At 69.4% G+C, this 14810-nt stretch carries 15 protein-coding genes; 8 read left to right on the top strand and 7 right to left on the bottom strand.

Going from position 1 to position 14810, the window contains the following annotated elements; all coding sequences use genetic code 11:
• Positions 1-10: 10 nt before the first annotated feature.
• The 4 genes from J2847_RS03080 to J2847_RS03095 form a co-directional block, all read right to left on the bottom strand.
• Positions 11-1042, bottom strand: coding sequence for an ABC transporter substrate-binding protein (locus J2847_RS03080; protein WP_209776914.1), 1032 nt, complete (start codon positions 1040-1042; stop codon positions 11-13).
• A gap of 188 nt (positions 1043-1230) precedes the next feature.
• Positions 1231-3102: an adenylyl-sulfate kinase gene (cysC, locus tag J2847_RS03085; protein ID WP_085556747.1), complete on the bottom strand. Its 1872-nt coding sequence runs from the start codon at positions 3100-3102 to the stop codon at positions 1231-1233.
• On the bottom strand, positions 3102-3899 hold the full coding sequence (gene cysD / locus J2847_RS03090) for a sulfate adenylyltransferase subunit CysD (RefSeq protein WP_085556746.1): 798 nt from the start codon (positions 3897-3899) through the stop codon (positions 3102-3104). Before cysD ends, cysC begins: the two co-directional genes overlap by 1 nt.
• Positions 3896-4618 carry a phosphoadenylyl-sulfate reductase gene (locus J2847_RS03095; protein ID WP_411800557.1) on the bottom strand — a complete coding sequence of 241 codons (723 nt, stop codon included), beginning with the start codon at positions 4616-4618 and terminating at the stop codon, positions 3896-3898. Before J2847_RS03095 ends, cysD begins: the two co-directional genes overlap by 4 nt.
• A 235-nt stretch (positions 4619-4853) precedes the next feature.
• Between J2847_RS03095 and J2847_RS03100 the strand changes: the two genes are divergently transcribed.
• Genes J2847_RS03100 through J2847_RS03120 form a run of 5 tightly spaced genes read left to right on the top strand, consistent with a single transcriptional unit; the run spans position 4854 to position 8817 of the window.
• Entirely contained in the window at positions 4854-5411 is a 558-nt protein-coding gene (locus tag J2847_RS03100; RefSeq protein WP_209776916.1) for a precorrin-2 dehydrogenase/sirohydrochlorin ferrochelatase family protein, read from the top strand.
• Positions 5408-6229 carry a uroporphyrinogen-III C-methyltransferase gene (gene cobA / locus J2847_RS03105; protein ID WP_233474248.1) on the top strand — a complete coding sequence of 274 codons (822 nt, stop codon included), beginning with the start codon at positions 5408-5410 and terminating at the stop codon, positions 6227-6229. The genes J2847_RS03100 and cobA overlap by 4 nt, the downstream gene beginning before the upstream one ends.
• 41 nt (positions 6230-6270) lie before the next feature.
• Complete coding sequence (locus J2847_RS03110) at positions 6271-6606, top strand: DUF2849 domain-containing protein (RefSeq protein WP_209776919.1); 336 nt, start codon at positions 6271-6273, stop codon at positions 6604-6606.
• Positions 6607-6638: 32 nt separating this feature from the next.
• Positions 6639-8330: a nitrite/sulfite reductase gene (locus J2847_RS03115; protein ID WP_209776920.1), complete on the top strand. Its 1692-nt coding sequence runs from the start codon at positions 6639-6641 to the stop codon at positions 8328-8330.
• Positions 8317-8817 (top strand): DUF934 domain-containing protein, encoded by a 501-nt coding sequence (locus tag J2847_RS03120; RefSeq protein WP_209776922.1) that lies wholly within the window; start codon positions 8317-8319, stop codon positions 8815-8817. Before J2847_RS03115 ends, J2847_RS03120 begins: the two co-directional genes overlap by 14 nt.
• Before the next feature lie 43 nt (positions 8818-8860).
• On the opposite strand, the gene J2847_RS03125 is transcribed toward J2847_RS03120, so the two are convergent.
• The 3 genes from J2847_RS03125 to J2847_RS03135 form a co-directional block, all read right to left on the bottom strand.
• Entirely contained in the window at positions 8861-9682 is an 822-nt protein-coding gene (locus J2847_RS03125; RefSeq protein WP_209776924.1) for a universal stress protein, read from the bottom strand.
• Between the two features lie 192 nt (positions 9683-9874).
• The gene (locus J2847_RS03130) at positions 9875-11839 is read right to left on the bottom strand and encodes a M1 family metallopeptidase (RefSeq protein ID WP_209776925.1); all 1965 of its coding nucleotides are present in this window, start codon (positions 11837-11839) and stop codon (positions 9875-9877) included.
• 222 nt (positions 11840-12061) lie between these two features.
• Entirely contained in the window at positions 12062-12682 is a 621-nt protein-coding gene (locus J2847_RS03135; protein ID WP_209776927.1) for a gamma-glutamylcyclotransferase, read from the bottom strand.
• 109 nt (positions 12683-12791) lie between these two features.
• Between J2847_RS03135 and J2847_RS03140 the strand changes: the two genes are divergently transcribed.
• From J2847_RS03140 to J2847_RS03150, 3 genes are all read left to right on the top strand, one after another.
• A complete protein-coding gene (locus tag J2847_RS03140) occupies positions 12792-13817 on the top strand; it encodes a DUF2125 domain-containing protein (RefSeq protein ID WP_209776928.1) in 1026 nt (341 codons plus the stop codon).
• A 155-nt stretch (positions 13818-13972) separates the two neighbouring features.
• A complete protein-coding gene (locus J2847_RS03145; RefSeq protein WP_209776930.1) occupies positions 13973-14170 on the top strand; it encodes a hypothetical protein in 198 nt (65 codons plus the stop codon).
• Positions 14170-14733, top strand: a complete 564-nt coding sequence (locus J2847_RS03150) for a hypothetical protein (protein ID WP_209776931.1) — start codon at positions 14170-14172, stop codon at positions 14731-14733. The genes J2847_RS03145 and J2847_RS03150 overlap by 1 nt, the downstream gene beginning before the upstream one ends.
• Positions 14734-14810 lie beyond the last annotated feature (77 nt).

Consider the following 14810-nt stretch of genomic DNA (forward strand, 5'->3'; position numbering starts at 1 on the left):
GCTGTTGTGCTTACTTGGCCGCGGCGGCGTCATAGAAGCGGAAATCGAAGGCCTCCGCCACCGGAATGACACCCTCGGCCGAGCCGATCTCCTTGGCGTAGCTCATCATCCTCTCGACCGCCGGAACCACGCCGTGCGGGTCGGCGACGAACTTGGAGCCCGGACCACGGAAGGCGGCCTCCAGCGTCGCCGGCTCCAGCAGGCCCTTGCCGAGATACTCGTTGACGATCTTCGCGGAACCGGCCGGGTCCTTGCCGATCTGCTCGACGGCGCGCAGATGCGCCTTGATCAGGGCGCCGATGGCCTCCGGATTCTTCTTCAGCACCTCGCCGCGCGCCGACACCACGGTGCCGGGCTGGTCGGGGAACATCTGGGCGCCGGTCGCCAGCAGCACGACGTTCCTGTCCATCTGCTGGGTGACGGTGACGGTCGGCTCGCGGATGGTCGCGGCGTCGAGCGCGCCGGCCAGCAGCGCCTGCTGGGTCTTCTCGATGCCCATCGGCACCAGCTCGACGTCGGCGGGATCGACCTTCACGACCTTGAACAGCCAGTGCTTCAGCACCGTGTCGGGAACCGAGCCCGGCGGCTGGGTGCCGATCTTGGCCTTGCGGCCGGTATCGGCGGCGAACTTCTTGAAGGACTCGGCGGTCGGGGTGGCGCCCACCGCCTTGGCGAAGGGACCGCGCGCGGCGACGACCATTTCCTCGACCGCCGAGTTGGCGATGACCGAGACGTCGACGCCCTTGGTGCGGGCGACCAGCACCGGCGCGACGCCGGCGTAGAGCAGGTCGATCTGGCCGGCGGCCATCGCCTGGATGGCGTGCGGGCCGGATTCGAAACGGGTCAGCTTGAGGGCGATGTTGGCGTCCTTGGCCCAGCCCTGCCCGTCGATGAGGAACAGCGGGGCGGCGGCCAGGATCGGGATGTAGCCGATTTCGAGCTTCACCGGATCGGCGGCGCGCGCGGCGCCGGGCGCGAGGGTCGAGAGGGACGCGAAAGCGGCCATCGCGGCGATGGCGGCACGGCGGGTCAAGCTGGGCATCGGATCTTCCTCGAAAGGGTTCTGCTGCTGTTTAGCACGAATTCCAGTTGAGGGAAGATCGATTTCAACAGTTGGAGAGAAGGTAATTCAATATTTTACATTATAGAATGGTTTTTTATGCGGACATCCCCGCCCCGACCCTCCCCCGCTGGGCGGGAGACGGTCAGGGCGGGGGTCCGTGCCTGCGCTCAGATCACGTAGGTCAGCTCCTTGCCGGTCCGCAGGCTGGCCTTGCCCAGCGTCTCGTCGACATAGTCGAGGAGATGGGCGAGCGCCTCGCTGCGGCTCAGAGCGGCGGTGTCGATCACCAGCTCCGGCTGCTCGGGCGCCTCGTAGGGAGCCGAGACGCCGGTGAACTCGGCGATCTCGCCGGCCCTCGCCTTCTTGTAGAGGCCCTTGGGGTCACGCTCCTCGCAGGTCGCCAGATCGGCGGCGACATGCACCTCGTGGAAGCGGTCGCCGCCGATCACCCGCGCCCGCGCCCGGTCGTCGCGCAGCGGCGAGATCAGCGAGGCGATGACCACCATGCCGGCGTCGGCGAACAGCTTGGCCGTCTCGGCGACGCGGCGGATGTTCTCCGCCCGGTCGTCCGGCGAGAAGCCCAGGCCGGCGTTCAGCCCGTTGCGGACGTTGTCGCCGTCCAGCACGAAGGTCTGCCAGCCGCGGTCGAACAGCGCGCGCTCCAGCGCCATGGCGAGAGTCGACTTGCCGGCGCCCGACAGGCCGGTCAGCCACAGGATGCCGCCCCTGTGGCCGTTGGCCGCCGAACGCTCCTCGGCCGAGACGGTGTGCGACACCTCGGTGATGTTGGCGGTCGCCGAATCCTCGGCCTCGACCACGAGGCAGCCGCCGACGACATCGTGGCCGTCGAGCAGCACGCCGCGCCCGGTGCGCGGCAGCTCCGCCGCCAGATCCACCGCGATCGGCGAGCGGGAGCGCAGAACGACCTCCGCCACCTCGTTGCGGTGGACCGCCTTGCCGGGGGTGCTGGTCAGATCCTCGACGTTGATGACCGCCGTCACCTGCTCCACCGTCACCCGGTGCTCGGCGGTGGCGATCTTCAGCGTGTAGGTGCGGCCGACCTGCATCGGCTCCGACACCAGCCAGAACAGGCGGACGCTCAGCCGGTGGGTCAGGACCGGAGCGGAATCCTCATGGTAGGCGACATGGCCGCGCTCGGCGAAGATGCGCTTGTCGAGCGTGACGCCGATGCTCTGCCCGGCCTGGGCCGACAGCACGGTCTCCGGGTGGTTCCACGCCTCGATGCTGACCACCTTGGCGCTGGCCCCGGTCGGGGCGAAGCGCAGCGTGTCGCCGACGCGCAGCCGCCCGCTCTCGACGCGGCCGGCCAGGATGCGGCGGTCGTCGGGCTTGTAGACGTCCTGGAGGGGGAAGCGCAGCGGCTGGTCGGGCGAGGTCTGCTGCGGCCGGAAGGAGTCGAGCTGCTCGATCACCGTCGGCCCCAGGTACCAGCGCGCCTGCTCGGTGTTGCGGGCGACGATGTTGTCGCCATTGCGGGCGGAGATCGGGATCACCGCCTTGGGGAACAGGCCGAGTTCCGCCAGATACTCCTTGATCTCGTGGGCGACGGTCTCGTAGCGGGCCTGCGAGAACTCCACCCGGTCCATCTTGTTGATGACCACCGCGACCTGACGGACGCCCAGCAGATGCAGCAGGTAGGCGTGGCGGCGCGACTGCTCCAGGGCACCCTCGCCGGCGTCGATCACCAGCAGCGCGGCGTCGGCCTGGGACGCGCCGGTCACCATGTTCTTGAGGAACTCGGTGTGGCCGGGCGCGTCGATGATGACGTAGGGACGCTGCGCCGTCTTGAAATGGATCTGGGTGGTGTCGATGGTGATGCCCTGGTCGCGCTCGGCCTGGAGCGCGTCCATCACGAAGGCCCATTCGAAGGGCATGCCGCGCTTGCGGCTCATCTCCTGGACCTGCTCGACCTTGCCGTCGGGCAGGCTGCCGGTGTCGTTCAGCAGGCGGCCGATCAGGGTGGACTTGCCGTGGTCGACATGGCCGACGATGACGATGCGGAGTTGAGAATGCGGCATTACATGTACCCCACGCTGCGCAGGCGCTCGAAGCTGTCTTCGGATTCGTTGTCCATGGCGCGGCCGGCGCGTTCCGGCACGCGGGTCACCTGAAGCTCGGCGATGATCTCGTCGATGGTCGCGGCGGTCGAATCCACCGGGAAGGTGATGTTCTTCTCGCCGAGCGAGCGGTAGCGCTTGCCGTCCCTGGCGAAGTACAGCGGGACGATGGGAATCCCCTCGCGCTGCGAATAGCGCCAGATGTCCAGCTCGGTCCAGGCCAGCAGCGGGTGGATGCGGACATGGACGCCCTCGGGGAAGCGCGTCTTGTAGTGGTCCCAGAACTCCGCCGGCTGGTCCTTCACGTCCCAGTCGCCCTCCAGCGAGCGCGGCGAGAAGACGCGCTCCTTGGCGCGGGTCGCCTGCTCGTCGCGGCGGATGCCGACCATGACGCCCTGGTAGGCGTCGTTGCGCAGCAGGTTCTTCAGCCCTTCCGTCTTGCGCGCGGCGGCGCGGGTCAGCGGCGGCAGGGTCTGGTCCATCTCCTCTTCCGGCGGGCATTGCTCGACGACGAGGTTCAGGTCCCACTCCTTGGCGATGCGGTCGCGGAACTCGTAGACCTCCGGCAGTTCCATGGCGGTGTCGAGCTGCACCACGGGGAACGGAATGCGGCCGAAGAACGCCTTGCGGCAGAGCCAGAGCAGCGCGTTGCTGTCCTTGCCGATCGACCACAGCAGGGCGAGCTTGTCGATGCGGTTGTAGGCCTCGCGGAGGATGTAGATGCTCTGGTTCTCAAGCTGGTCGAGATCGGCGCTCATCGGGCGGTTCCAATCATGCTCATGTGTATGCCGCATTCGGTTTTGGCGCTGCCGGCCCAACGGCCGGAACGCGGGTCGGCGCCGGGCGCCACGCGCTCGGTGCAGGTGTAACAGCCGATGGACAGGAACCCGTCGGCCTCCAGCGGGTGGCGCGGCAGGCCGCGCCGGGTGAACTCCTCCTCCAGCCGCGCCTTGTCCCAGGCGGCGAGCGGGTTGATCTTGATGCGGTCTCCTTCCGCCTCGAACAGCGCCAGGGCGGCGCGGGTGGCGGCCTGGAAGCGCTTGCGCCCGGTCACCCAGGCGTCCAGGCCCGCCAGCGCGCGGTCCAGCGGCACCGTTTTGCGCAGGTGGCAGCAGGCGTCGTAATCCTTGGCGAACAGCATCCCCTGCGGGTCGCCGGCCGCGAGATCGTCGGCCGTCGGCCCGACTTCGCGCACGTCGGTCAGGCCCAGCGCTTCCACAAGCTGGTCGCGGTAGCGCAGCGTCTCGCCGAACAGCTTGCCGGTGTTGACGAAGACCACCGGGAAATCCGGGGCCGCCTCGGCGGCCAGCGCCAGCAGCACGGCGGATTCGGTGCCGAAGGACGACACGAGCGCGACGCGCCCGTCGAACGCCCCATGGACCGCCGCCAGCAACGGCGCGCCTTCGAGCGTTCCATACAAGGCGGTCAATTCCTCGACCCGCGCCACCGCATCCATCGTCGTCGAACCTTCCGGCATGGCTTTTATCTACTCATTAAGTAGAATTTGCATTGTGATTTGCACATTATCACCCGTCCGGTTCGGGTGCAACGCAAATACATTATCTACTTGTTTAATAGGAATGTACCCTTTGTGTGAAATGTGTTGAATGTCCCGTCGGGCGCGGGCTAAATACCGCCATGCTTATTTTCCCCGCGATTTCCGGTGTGGTTTGGCACGCCCTCCATCGCTCCGGCAGCATCGGCGGCCGGCGATGATCCCGCTGGTCCTCGACCCGGCGCGCGCGCCGATGGCGCTGGCCGGCAACGGCCCGCTGGCGGCTCGCCGCCTGAACCAGCTGCGCGAGGGCGGCGCCGATCCGACGGTCTATTCACCGGAACCGGACGGGGAATTCGCGGCGCTGGCCGGGGAGCGCCTGGTGCGCGCCCTGCCCGGCCCCGACGAGCTCGACGCCGTGCGCGTGCTGTTCGTCGCCGGGCTGGATCCGGCGGTCGAAACGGAGCTGGCCGAACGGGCGCGGGCGCGGCGGATCCTGGTGAACGTCGAGGATGTCGTCCCCCTGTGCGATTTCCACTCCCCCTCCGTGGTCCGGCGCGGCGACCTGCTGCTGAGCGTCTCGACCGGCGGGCACAGCCCGACCCTGGCGAGGCTGCTGCGCGAGCGGCTGGAGGCGCTGTTCCCGGAGGTTTGGGCCGAGCGCCTGCGGATCATCTCCGAGCTGCGCGACGGGCTGCGCAAGGCGGGCGCCTCGATGTCCGCCATCGCCACCGCGACCAAGGAGCGGATCGCCCGAGAGGGATGGCTGCCATGATCGGCGTCCAGGGCCTCGCCCTGCCGGACTTCGCGCCGGGCAGCGTCTGGCTGGCCGGCGCCGGTCCCGGCGATCCCGGACTGCTGACCCTGCTGGCCGCCAAGGCGCTGGGCGAGGCGGACGCGATCATCCACGACGCGCTGGTCGATCCGGCCATCCTCGCGCTGGCCAACCCGGCGGCGCGGATGATCGACCTCGGCAAGCGGGCCGGCCGGCCCTCCCCGACGCAGGACGCGATCAACGCCACGCTGGTCGAGCTGGCCGGCGAGGGGCTGCGGGTGCTGCGGCTGAAGGGCGGCGATCCCTTCGTCTTCGGGCGCGGCGGCGAGGAGTGTCTGGCGCTGGCCGCGGCGGACGTCCCCTTCCGCGTCGTGCCCGGCATCACCGCCGGGATCGGCGGGCTCGCCTACGCCGGCATTCCGGTGACGCACCGCGGCATGGCGACGACCGCCACCTTCGTGACGGGACACGACAAGTCGGGAGCTCTGCCGGAGACGCTCGACTTCGCCGTGCTGGCCAAGCTGCCGGGAGCGCTGGTGTTCTACATGGCGCTCGGCACGCTGGACGAGATCGCCCGCCGCCTGATCGCCGCCGGCAAGCCGCCGATGACGCCGGTCGCCATCGTGTCGAGCGCCTCGACCGAAGCCCAGTCGGTGATCGAGACCAATCTTGCCCGTTGCGGCGAGGACCTCATCCGGCTACAGCCCAAACGGCCGGCCATCGTCGCCATCGGCGAGGTGGTTCGGCTGCGCGGCTGGATGCACGGGTTCCAGCAGACGGCCACGGCGACCGCGCCGGCCGCTGTCCTGACCGCCTGAATTCGAGAACAGCCTGAGTTGAGAGAAGCGAGGAGAGCCAGATGCCGTCGCAAGATGGATCGTTGAAAGCCATCACCGCCAACCGTCTGCGCGATGGCGTCGTCGTGTTCCTGGGTCCGGACTGGAACGCCGGGGGCGAGGTGGCCACGGCCTGGGTCGAATCCTTCGCCGACGCGGCCCTGTTCCCCGCCGCCGAGGCCGAGACGGCGCTCGCCGCCGCCAAGCCACGGGCCGAGCGCGCGCAGTTCGGCGTCGACATCTACGCCTTCGACGTCGAGACGGAGAACGGCGTCCCCACGCCGGTCAAGATGCGCGAGCGCATCCGCGCGCTCGGCCCTTCCGTCCGTCTCGATCTCGGCAAGCAGGCCGCGGCCTGACACCTGCCTACCCCGGCCTTTGGAACAGTGACATGAACCACATCGCGCCCGGCGCCCGCGCCGGGATCTATCATTACGACGAGATCGACCGCCGCTTCGTCGGCGAACGCGTCGAGCAGTTCCGCAAACAGGTCGAGCGCCGCCTGGCCGGCGAGCTGACGGAGGAGGAGTTCAAGCCGATCCGGCTGATGAACGGCCTGTACCTCCAGCTCCACGCCTACATGCTGCGCATCGCCGTGCCCTACGGCGTCATGACCTCGGTGCAGCTCCGCAAGCTGGCCTCGATCGGCCGCCGGTACGACCGGGGCTACGGCCACTTCACCACGCGCCAGAACCTGCAATACAACTGGATCAAGCTGGAGGACACCCCGGCCATCCTGCACGAGCTGGCCGAAGTCGACATGCACGCGTTGCAGACCAGCGGCAACTGCGTGCGCAACGTCACCACCGACCAGTTCGTCGGCGCCGCCGCGGACGAGGTGGTGGACGGCCGCGTCTACGCCGAGATCCTGCGGCAGTGGACGACTCTGCACCCCGAATTCACCTATCTGCCGCGCAAGTTCAAGATCGCCATCTCGGGTGCTTCCAGCGACCGCGCCGCCGTGCGCGTCCACGACGTCGGGCTGCTCGCCAAGCGCAACGCGGCGGGCGAGGCCGGCTTCACCTTCTACGTCGGCGGCGGGCTCGGGCGCTCGCCCTTCATCGGCAAGCTGGTGCGCGAGTGGGTGGCCGAGGAGGATTTCGTCGCCTATCTCGAAGCCATCCTGCGCGTCTACAACCAGTATGGCCGGCGCGACAACATCTACAAGGCGCGCATCAAGATCCTCGTCCACGAGCTTGGCCTGGAAAAGTTCAAGGCGGAGGTCGAGGAGGAGTTCGCCCGGCTGCGCGGCCCGAAATACCGGCTGGATCCGGAGATCGTCGCCGGGATCCGCGCGCATTTCGCCCCGCCGCCCTTCGAGGATCTGCCGACGCGCTCGGACGCCCTGGAACGCGCCAAGGCGGAGAACCCGGCCTTCGCCAACTGGGTCGCCGTGAACGTCGCCGAGCACCGGCAGCCCGGCTACGCCATCGCCACCATCTCGCTGAAGCCGGCGGGCGGCATCCCCGGCGACGCCACCTGCGACCAGATGGACCTGATCGCCGATCTCGCCGAGCGCCACAGCTTCGGCGAGCTGCGCGTCAGCCATGTCCAGAACATCGTGCTGGCCCACGTCAAGCAGGACGAGCTGTTCGCGCTGTGGACGGAGCTCGACGCCGCCGGGCTCGGCACCGCCAACGCCGGGCTGATCGGCGATATCATCGCCTGCCCGGGCCTGGACTATTGCGCGCTCGCCAACGCCCGCTCGATCCCGCTGGCCCAGGCGCTGTCGGCCCGCTTCGCCGACCCCATCCGCCAGCGCGCCATCGGCGAGCTGGGCATCAAGATCAGCGGCTGCATCAACGCCTGCGGCCACCACCACATCGCCGCCATCGGCATCCTCGGCGTCGACAAGAAGGGCACCGAGTTCTACCAGATCACCGTCGGCGGCGACCCGACGCTGACGGCGGCGATCGGCGACATCCTCGGCCCGGCGGTGACCGAGACCGAGGCGGTCGATGCGGTGGAAGCCATCGTCGAGGTCTATCTGGCCAACCGGACCGACCAGGACGAGCGCTTCATCGACACCCTCAAGCGCGTCGGCCATGCGCCGTTCAAGGAGAGAATCTATGCCGCTGATTGAGAACGGCCGCATCGGCGAGGACGCCTGGAGCTTCGCCCCCGACGGGGAGCCGGTGCCCAACGACCGCCCGGTCATCATCAGCTTCGAGCGCTGGCAGGCGGAACGCGCGAGCTTCGACGGCCGCAACGCCAAGCTCGGCGTGCGGCTGAAGAGCGGCACCCTGGCCGGGGCCATCGCCCCGGATCTCGACCGCTTCGCGCTGGTCGCGGTGGAGTTCGCGAAATTCCGCGACGGGCGGGGCTTCTCGACCGCGCGCGAACTGCGCGAGCGCTACGGCTACACCGGCGAGATCCGGGCGGTCGGGCATGTGATCCCCGACCAGTACCAGTTCCTGGTCCGCACCGGCTTCACGTCGGTCGAGGCGCCGGAGGACACCAACCCGGAGAGCTGGGCCAACGCCCTGACGGAGATCACCGTCGCCTTCCAGCCCAGCCTGGACGAGACGGATCCGCTGTCCCTGCTGCGCCGGAAGCTGAAGGTGGGGTGACGGCCGGGAACGCCCTCTCCCGGTGCGGGAGAGGGCGTTATCCTCAGTGCGACAGCAGCAGCGGAACCGGGCAGGTCCGCAGCACATGGCGCGTCCCGCTGCCCCGGTGCAGGAACGGGAAGCCATAATGCCCGTGGGCGCCCATCACCAGCAGGTCGGCGCCGGTGTCCATGGTGCGGGCCAGCAGCGCGTCCATCGCGCCGATGTCGGTCACGGTGAAGTGCGTCTGCTCGGCGCTGATTCCATGCAGGGCCAGATGATCGAGCAGCCCGACACGCGGCGTCTCCGCATGGTCGCCCGACGCCTGGGTCAGCACGGTGATCACCGTGATCTCGTCGGCCTTCTCAAGCAGCGGCAGGGAATCGGACAGGGCGCGCGCGGCCTCTCGCTCGGCGTTCCAGGCGACGGCGACGCGCTTGCCGATCACCGGGAAATGGCCGGCGTAGGGGATCACCAGCACCGGCCGGCCGGAATTCAGCACCACCTGCTCGTTCAATTCCTCCGGCGCGCCCGACGAGCCGATCTCGCGGTCATACTGCCCGAGCACGGTCAGGTCGGCGAAGCGCGACCAGATGATCATCTCGCGGACCACGTGGTTGTGCTCGCCGTGGGTCAGCCCGTGCCACTGTCCCTTCAAGCCGGCGGCGGCCAGCCTTCCGTTGAAGAGCGCCTCGCTCTTCGCGGCGGCTTCGGTCAGATGCTCGCTGGGACGGCGCGCGATGATGCTGGTGGCGTTGCGGTCGCCCTGCGCGAACAGGCCGCGCAGAAAGGCGCCATGCTTGGCCGCCAGCGCGATGGCGGCGTCGAGGCGGGCCTCGACGTGCGGGCTGGAATCCAGGTGAACGAGAATGTGCTTGTAAGGCATGGTGTTTCCTCCCGCTGTCTTATGCGGCCCTCCCTGGTTTGAAGGGCCGGCGACGGTTCATGGTGGCATCATGTGTATACCCGGCAAGGCGGTCGATACTGCGGCAAAGCGTCGCGGAGAACCAGAGCCGCGCCGGCGATGCACCTCCAAATCGCCGTCCCGGCGAGTTGGCGCCGGAGCCGCGAAGCGCGTTCAGCGCCCGGCGAGGCTCCGCCGCAGCGGGCTGTCGCCCACCGGCCAGACACCACGGTCGGCCGCCCTGGCGCCGTCGAAGACCAGCCAGCTCTGCCGCCCGTAATGCGGCAGCGGGCGCAGCAGCGCCTGCAAGGCCGCCGCGTCCGCGCCGGACACCACCAGCAGCGGGGCGCCCCCGGCCGGGCGGGCGGTCCACACCCGCGCGCTTCCCCGGCCGGCCAGCGACTCCGGAACCGGCGGCAAACCGCGCCCGGCCAGCGCCGCCGCGACGGCCTCGTCGGTGCCGACCAGCAGCGCGGGCGATCCGGCACCGGCGTTTCCGGCCTTCCCGTCCACCAGGCGGTCGGCGAGGGCCCTGGCCGCCGTCGCCGCTTCCCCGGTCGCCGCGACGATCACGGCGGTTCCGGGATCGAGCGTCACGTCGCGCAGGATCGGCGGCGCCTCTCCCGCGCCGAGACGGCGGAACAGGGCGAAGTCGGGATCGACCGTCACCGCCAGCGGACGGGCGGCGGTGCGCAGGGTCGCCGAAGCGTCGCGGCCGTCCAGGCGCAGGCGGTGACGCTCGATGCCGGCCGGGGTCTCGACGGCCACCGGAACCGAGAGGGCGTAGGGCCGGTCGGCCTCCTGCCGCAACGTCAGCCTGACGGCGTTCCCCTCCGCCCGCGCGTCGGCCAGGGTCAGGGCCGGGGCGCCGCGCCGGTCGAGCCACTGGGCGAAGAAGCCGCCCAGGTCGCGCTTGGCGGCGGTCTCGAAGGCGCGGCGCAGGTCGGTCCAGCCCGCCTCCTGGAAGGCGTGGGCGCTCCAGAAGCCGCGCAGGCCGGCGTCGAAGGCGTCGGCTCCGATCTCGTCGCGCAGCATGTGGAACAGCATCGCCGCCTTGCCGTAGCCGACGATCTGCGAGGCGTCGTGGGTCTTCCCCCGGAAGTCGGTCAGCCGGCTGTCGCGCTCGGCCGGCAGGGCCGCGTAGTCGCGCAGCCAGTCCAGCCGCATCGCCCGCCCGGCGGCGGGGTCGCGGTCCTCGGCGGCGGCGTGGTCGGCCAGATAGGTGGTCAGCCCCTCCGCCCAGTTGCCGCCCTCCCCCATCCGGACGCCGTTGCCCCACCAGTTGTGCAGGATCTCGTGGGTCAGCGACTGCCCGCGGACGAAGGGCAGCGGCAGCACCGACCGTCCCAGCGCCGTCAGCCCCGGAAAGCCCAGCCCCACCGGCGGCGGCACCGAGACGATGGAGAAACCGTCGAACGGGTAGGCGCCGATCCGCGCCGCGTAGCCGTCGATGGCCCGTGCGGTCAGGTCGAGGTAATCCCCGGCCAGCGCCTCCTGTCCGGGATGCCCGTAGAGGCGCAGGCGCAGCGCGCCGTGCATCCGCTCCGTCACCGTCCAGGGGCCGGCGAACAGCGAGGGTTCCTCGACGCCGCGGGGTTCCTCGAACACGGCGCGGTAGGTGCCGGCCTCCCGAACTTCCTTCACCAGCCGGCCGGTCGCCACGGCGGCGAACGGCTCCGGGACGCGGACCGACAGGCGCCAGCCCGGCGGTTCGCCGCCGGTGGAGGGCAGCCAGCCGGACAGGCCGGGCAGGAAGGCGCCCTCGCCATCCATGGCGGCGCCGATGGCGCGGTCCTTCCCGAAGCCCGGCAGCATGCCGCCATAGCGGATCGTCACCGGTCCGGCGCCCTCCGGCACGGTCAGCGTCACACGGTCGCCGCTGCGTCGCACCGGGACGGGCCGGCCGGCGGCGCTGGTTTCGCGCAGGGTCAGTCCGGGGAGCAGGCGGAATTCCCGCGTGCCGGACGGCAAAGTCACGCGGTCAGTGACCTCCAGCGTTCCGGCGGCGGGATCCAGCGCGACGTCGAGGTCGTGGTGAATGACGGGCGCGGCGGTGGCGGCGGCCCAGGCCGGGGCGACCACGCCCAGGACCAGAGCGGCGACCAGCGGAAGGACGGTGGCGAAGCGGGGAATCGGCATGCCCCCGAAGATAGGCGCCCCGCCGCCGTGGCACCAGCGCCAGCGCCGGAGCGGCGAACCCGGATCGACACGAGGCTGATGCGAGGGAGGTTGCCTCAAGACACGGATGAACACGGATATCCACGGGTGAACACGGATACGGTCTTTTATCCCGTTCATCCATGAGCCGGCACAGCCGGCATCTTGTTCATCCGTTTCCAAAACCCTTCACGAATGGCCGGCCTATGGCCGGTGGTCGCGGACGGCCTGGTAGAGCCGGTGCAGCCCCTCGTCGCGAATGCCCAGCTCGTCGAGATGCACGACCGTGTTGGCGAGATACTCGATGTTCGGCCCGCGCGCGCCGCAGCAGCCGGCGATGCGGGCGACCAGCTCCGAATCCTCCAGGCAGCCGCAATATTGCCGGTGCGTCCGGTCGACGACGAAGCAGCAGGCATCGACCGCCGCTTCCCCCGCCGCCGAACGGCCGTCTCGCAGGCGGACGCGCAGCATCTTCGGCCGGTAAACGCGGTTGTCCATCTCGCGTTCCCAGAGATAGTCCAGCGCCTCCGGCACCGCCGGCGCGGGGACGCGGAAGACGATGCCGCGGCAGGAGCCGCCACGGTCGAGGCCGAGCACCAGCCCCGGCCGTTCCGGCGTGCCACGGTAACGGTGCGAGGCGACGCAGAATCGGCGGTGGTAGCCGCCCAGCGTCGCGGCGTGGCGCTCGGCGAAGGGAATGCCGGGATTCCACATCAGGGAGCCGTAGGCGAAGACCCAGAGATCGGCGCCGGGCGTCACGGCGATGTCGGACGACCAGACGGGAGAGGACGGGGTGGGAGGGGCGGTGTGCGTGTCGGCAGCCATGGTCCGCGCGGCGCAGCCGGCGCGACGGCGGCGCCAGGGAAGGAGCAAGCCTAGCATGGGTTTCCGCCAGCCGCTATAACGGGACCGACACGAAACGGACAGCTCCCCCATGCGCCTTCCCAAGTTTCGCGGCCGATCCGGCCTGATCCTGGCCCTGCTGGTGGCCCTGCCGCTCGCCGGCTACGCGCTGTGGTGGTGGCAGGCCGCCCGCATGGTCGAGCAGGGGCTGCTCGCCTGGATCGCGGAGCAGCGGGCCAGCGGCGCGCTGGTCGAGCATGGCGGGCTGGCGGTGGACGGCTTCCCCTTCACCCTGCGCGCGACGCTGGAGCAACCGCATCTGGCGACGCGCGGCGCGGAATGGCGGGGCGGGCGGCTGGTGGCGGAGGCCGCGCCCTGGAACGTCACCCAGGTGGCCCTCAGCCTGCCCGGTGAGCAGCGGCTGACGCTGGTCCAGGCCGGCCAGCCGCCGCTCGACCTCACGGCGCGCGGCGGCGGCACCGGGCACGCGGTGTGGTCGCTGGCCGGCACCGTCGAGCGGTTCGGGTTGTCCTTCACCGACCTGACGGCCCAGGCGGCGGGGCTGCCGATGCCCATCGCCTCGCTCGACGTCAACGCCGCCCAGCCGGGCGAGCCGCCCACCGCCCACACCGCGACCGGCCTGACGGTCGGCATCGTCGCCAACGGGCTGACCCTGCCCGAAACCACCCCGCCCGCGCTCGGCCGCGAGGTGAAGCGCGCCGAGCTGTCGGCCCGCGTGCTCGGCCGCCCGCCGCGCCCCGAGCCGGCCGGGCTGTCGGCCTGGAGCCGCGACGGCGGCACGGTGGAGCTGGACCGGCTGGCGCTGAACTGGGGGCCGCTGGCGGTGACGATGAACGGGACGCTGGCGCTCGACGGCGACCTCCAGCCGCAGGCGGCGCTGACGGCGGAGATCCAGGGCGCCCCGGCGGTGCTGGACGCGGTCAAGCCGATGATGCGGCCGAACGAGGCGGCGATGGCCCGCACGGTGCTGGCCATGCTGTCCCGCCCGACCGGCCCCGGCGGCGAACCGGTCCTCACCGCCCCGGTCACCGTGCAGAACAGCGCGCTGTTCCTCGGCCCGCTGAAGGTCGCGTCGGTGCCGCGCGTGGTGTGGTGAGAATTGCGGAACAGTTACCGTTGGTTGTCCCACGGTACCGGGGATACACCGGCCTTGACATCCGCACCCAATCGGTCAAAAAGTTCTCCGTACGCGCGGGAACGCTGGACGGCGTCCCCTTGTTTTTCACGACCGATTTGCCAAGGACGTTCCTCGTGAACCTCTCCGAGTATGCCGCTAACCGCGGTTTATTGAGCAAGAAGCTCAATGACGCACGCAAGACTTTCCAAAAGGATGTGCGTGTGAATTCCGGAATAAAATCCAGCGAACATATCGCGGCGATAATAAACAACAAGCCGACCGAACAGGTGGATTGGACGCCTCTCTACAAGCACGCCGAGCAGTTCGACTGATGAGCGATCCGACGTTATTACCCGTCGATCTGCAAGATAAGCTCGCCGAATCCTTCGTGGAATGCGTCCTCGAAGTGGTCAAGGCCTGGCAGATTCCTTACGACGCCGTTCATGTGTCGTCCCGTGAGCTGGCTCTGGCCCTGAGGGAGTGCCAAAAGGATCTGGACATTCTCCTCTATCGGCGGGCCGGCACGCTTGGCCCGACGCACGAGGGATTCGACGGCGTGTCGATCGGCAAGCTGGCTGGCACCCTGATCTTCCGGCTGTCGCGCTATCGAATCGTTCATGTCGATGAAAAAGCCATCGAATCCCTGCCTTTGGAAATTCACAAGCGGGTCAGCAAGCTTCAAGAGGTCGCCGCCTTTCGTTTCATTTGCGAAGACATTCTGAAGATCAAGCCGCCGCGCACGCATCCGGAACTTTTGTATCTCCTGTCACGCCGACACATGAATCAGGAGATGCTTGGGCTGACGCTCGATGTCTTCTCCGAGCACTGTTCCCGATTGAAGACCCAGACGTCCGTGGACAAGCCACCCTTCAGCACCTTCTACAAGCGCGCCTGAAGGCAGAAAAGCCACACCCACCTGTCCTCATGACGGATCCGTGAACGCCGCATCTTGTTTCACAGCGGCGTTCTGGC

It is taken from the genome of Azospirillum agricola (assembly GCF_017876095.1).
GTDB classification, from domain to species: Bacteria; Pseudomonadota; Alphaproteobacteria; order Azospirillales; family Azospirillaceae; genus Azospirillum; species Azospirillum agricola.

Excerpts from the sequence above, each read along its gene's own strand:
- J2847_RS03080 (WP_209776914.1), bottom strand. The coding sequence starts at position 1,042 with ATGCCCAGCTTGACCCGCCGTGCCGCCATCGCCGCGATGGCCGCTTTC.
- cysC (WP_085556747.1), bottom strand. The coding sequence starts at position 3,102 with ATGCCGCATTCTCAACTCCGCATCGTCATCGTCGGCCATGTCGACCAC.
- cysD (WP_085556746.1), bottom strand. The coding sequence starts at position 3,899 with ATGAGCGCCGATCTCGACCAGCTTGAGAACCAGAGCATCTACATCCTC.
- J2847_RS03095 (WP_411800557.1), bottom strand. The coding sequence starts at position 4,618 with ATGCCGGAAGGTTCGACGACGATGGATGCGGTGGCGCGGGTCGAGGAA.
- J2847_RS03100 (WP_209776916.1), top strand. The coding sequence starts at position 4,854 with ATGATCCCGCTGGTCCTCGACCCGGCGCGCGCGCCGATGGCGCTGGCC.
- cobA (WP_233474248.1), top strand. The coding sequence starts at position 5,408 with ATGATCGGCGTCCAGGGCCTCGCCCTGCCGGACTTCGCGCCGGGCAGC.
- J2847_RS03110 (WP_209776919.1), top strand. The coding sequence starts at position 6,271 with ATGCCGTCGCAAGATGGATCGTTGAAAGCCATCACCGCCAACCGTCTG.
- J2847_RS03115 (WP_209776920.1), top strand. The coding sequence starts at position 6,639 with ATGAACCACATCGCGCCCGGCGCCCGCGCCGGGATCTATCATTACGAC.
- J2847_RS03120 (WP_209776922.1), top strand. The coding sequence starts at position 8,317 with ATGCCGCTGATTGAGAACGGCCGCATCGGCGAGGACGCCTGGAGCTTC.
- J2847_RS03125 (WP_209776924.1), bottom strand. The coding sequence starts at position 9,682 with ATGCCTTACAAGCACATTCTCGTTCACCTGGATTCCAGCCCGCACGTC.
- J2847_RS03130 (WP_209776925.1), bottom strand. The coding sequence starts at position 11,839 with ATGCCGATTCCCCGCTTCGCCACCGTCCTTCCGCTGGTCGCCGCTCTG.
- J2847_RS03135 (WP_209776927.1), bottom strand. The coding sequence starts at position 12,682 with ATGGCTGCCGACACGCACACCGCCCCTCCCACCCCGTCCTCTCCCGTC.
- J2847_RS03140 (WP_209776928.1), top strand. The coding sequence starts at position 12,792 with ATGCGCCTTCCCAAGTTTCGCGGCCGATCCGGCCTGATCCTGGCCCTG.
- J2847_RS03150 (WP_209776931.1), top strand. The coding sequence starts at position 14,170 with ATGAGCGATCCGACGTTATTACCCGTCGATCTGCAAGATAAGCTCGCC.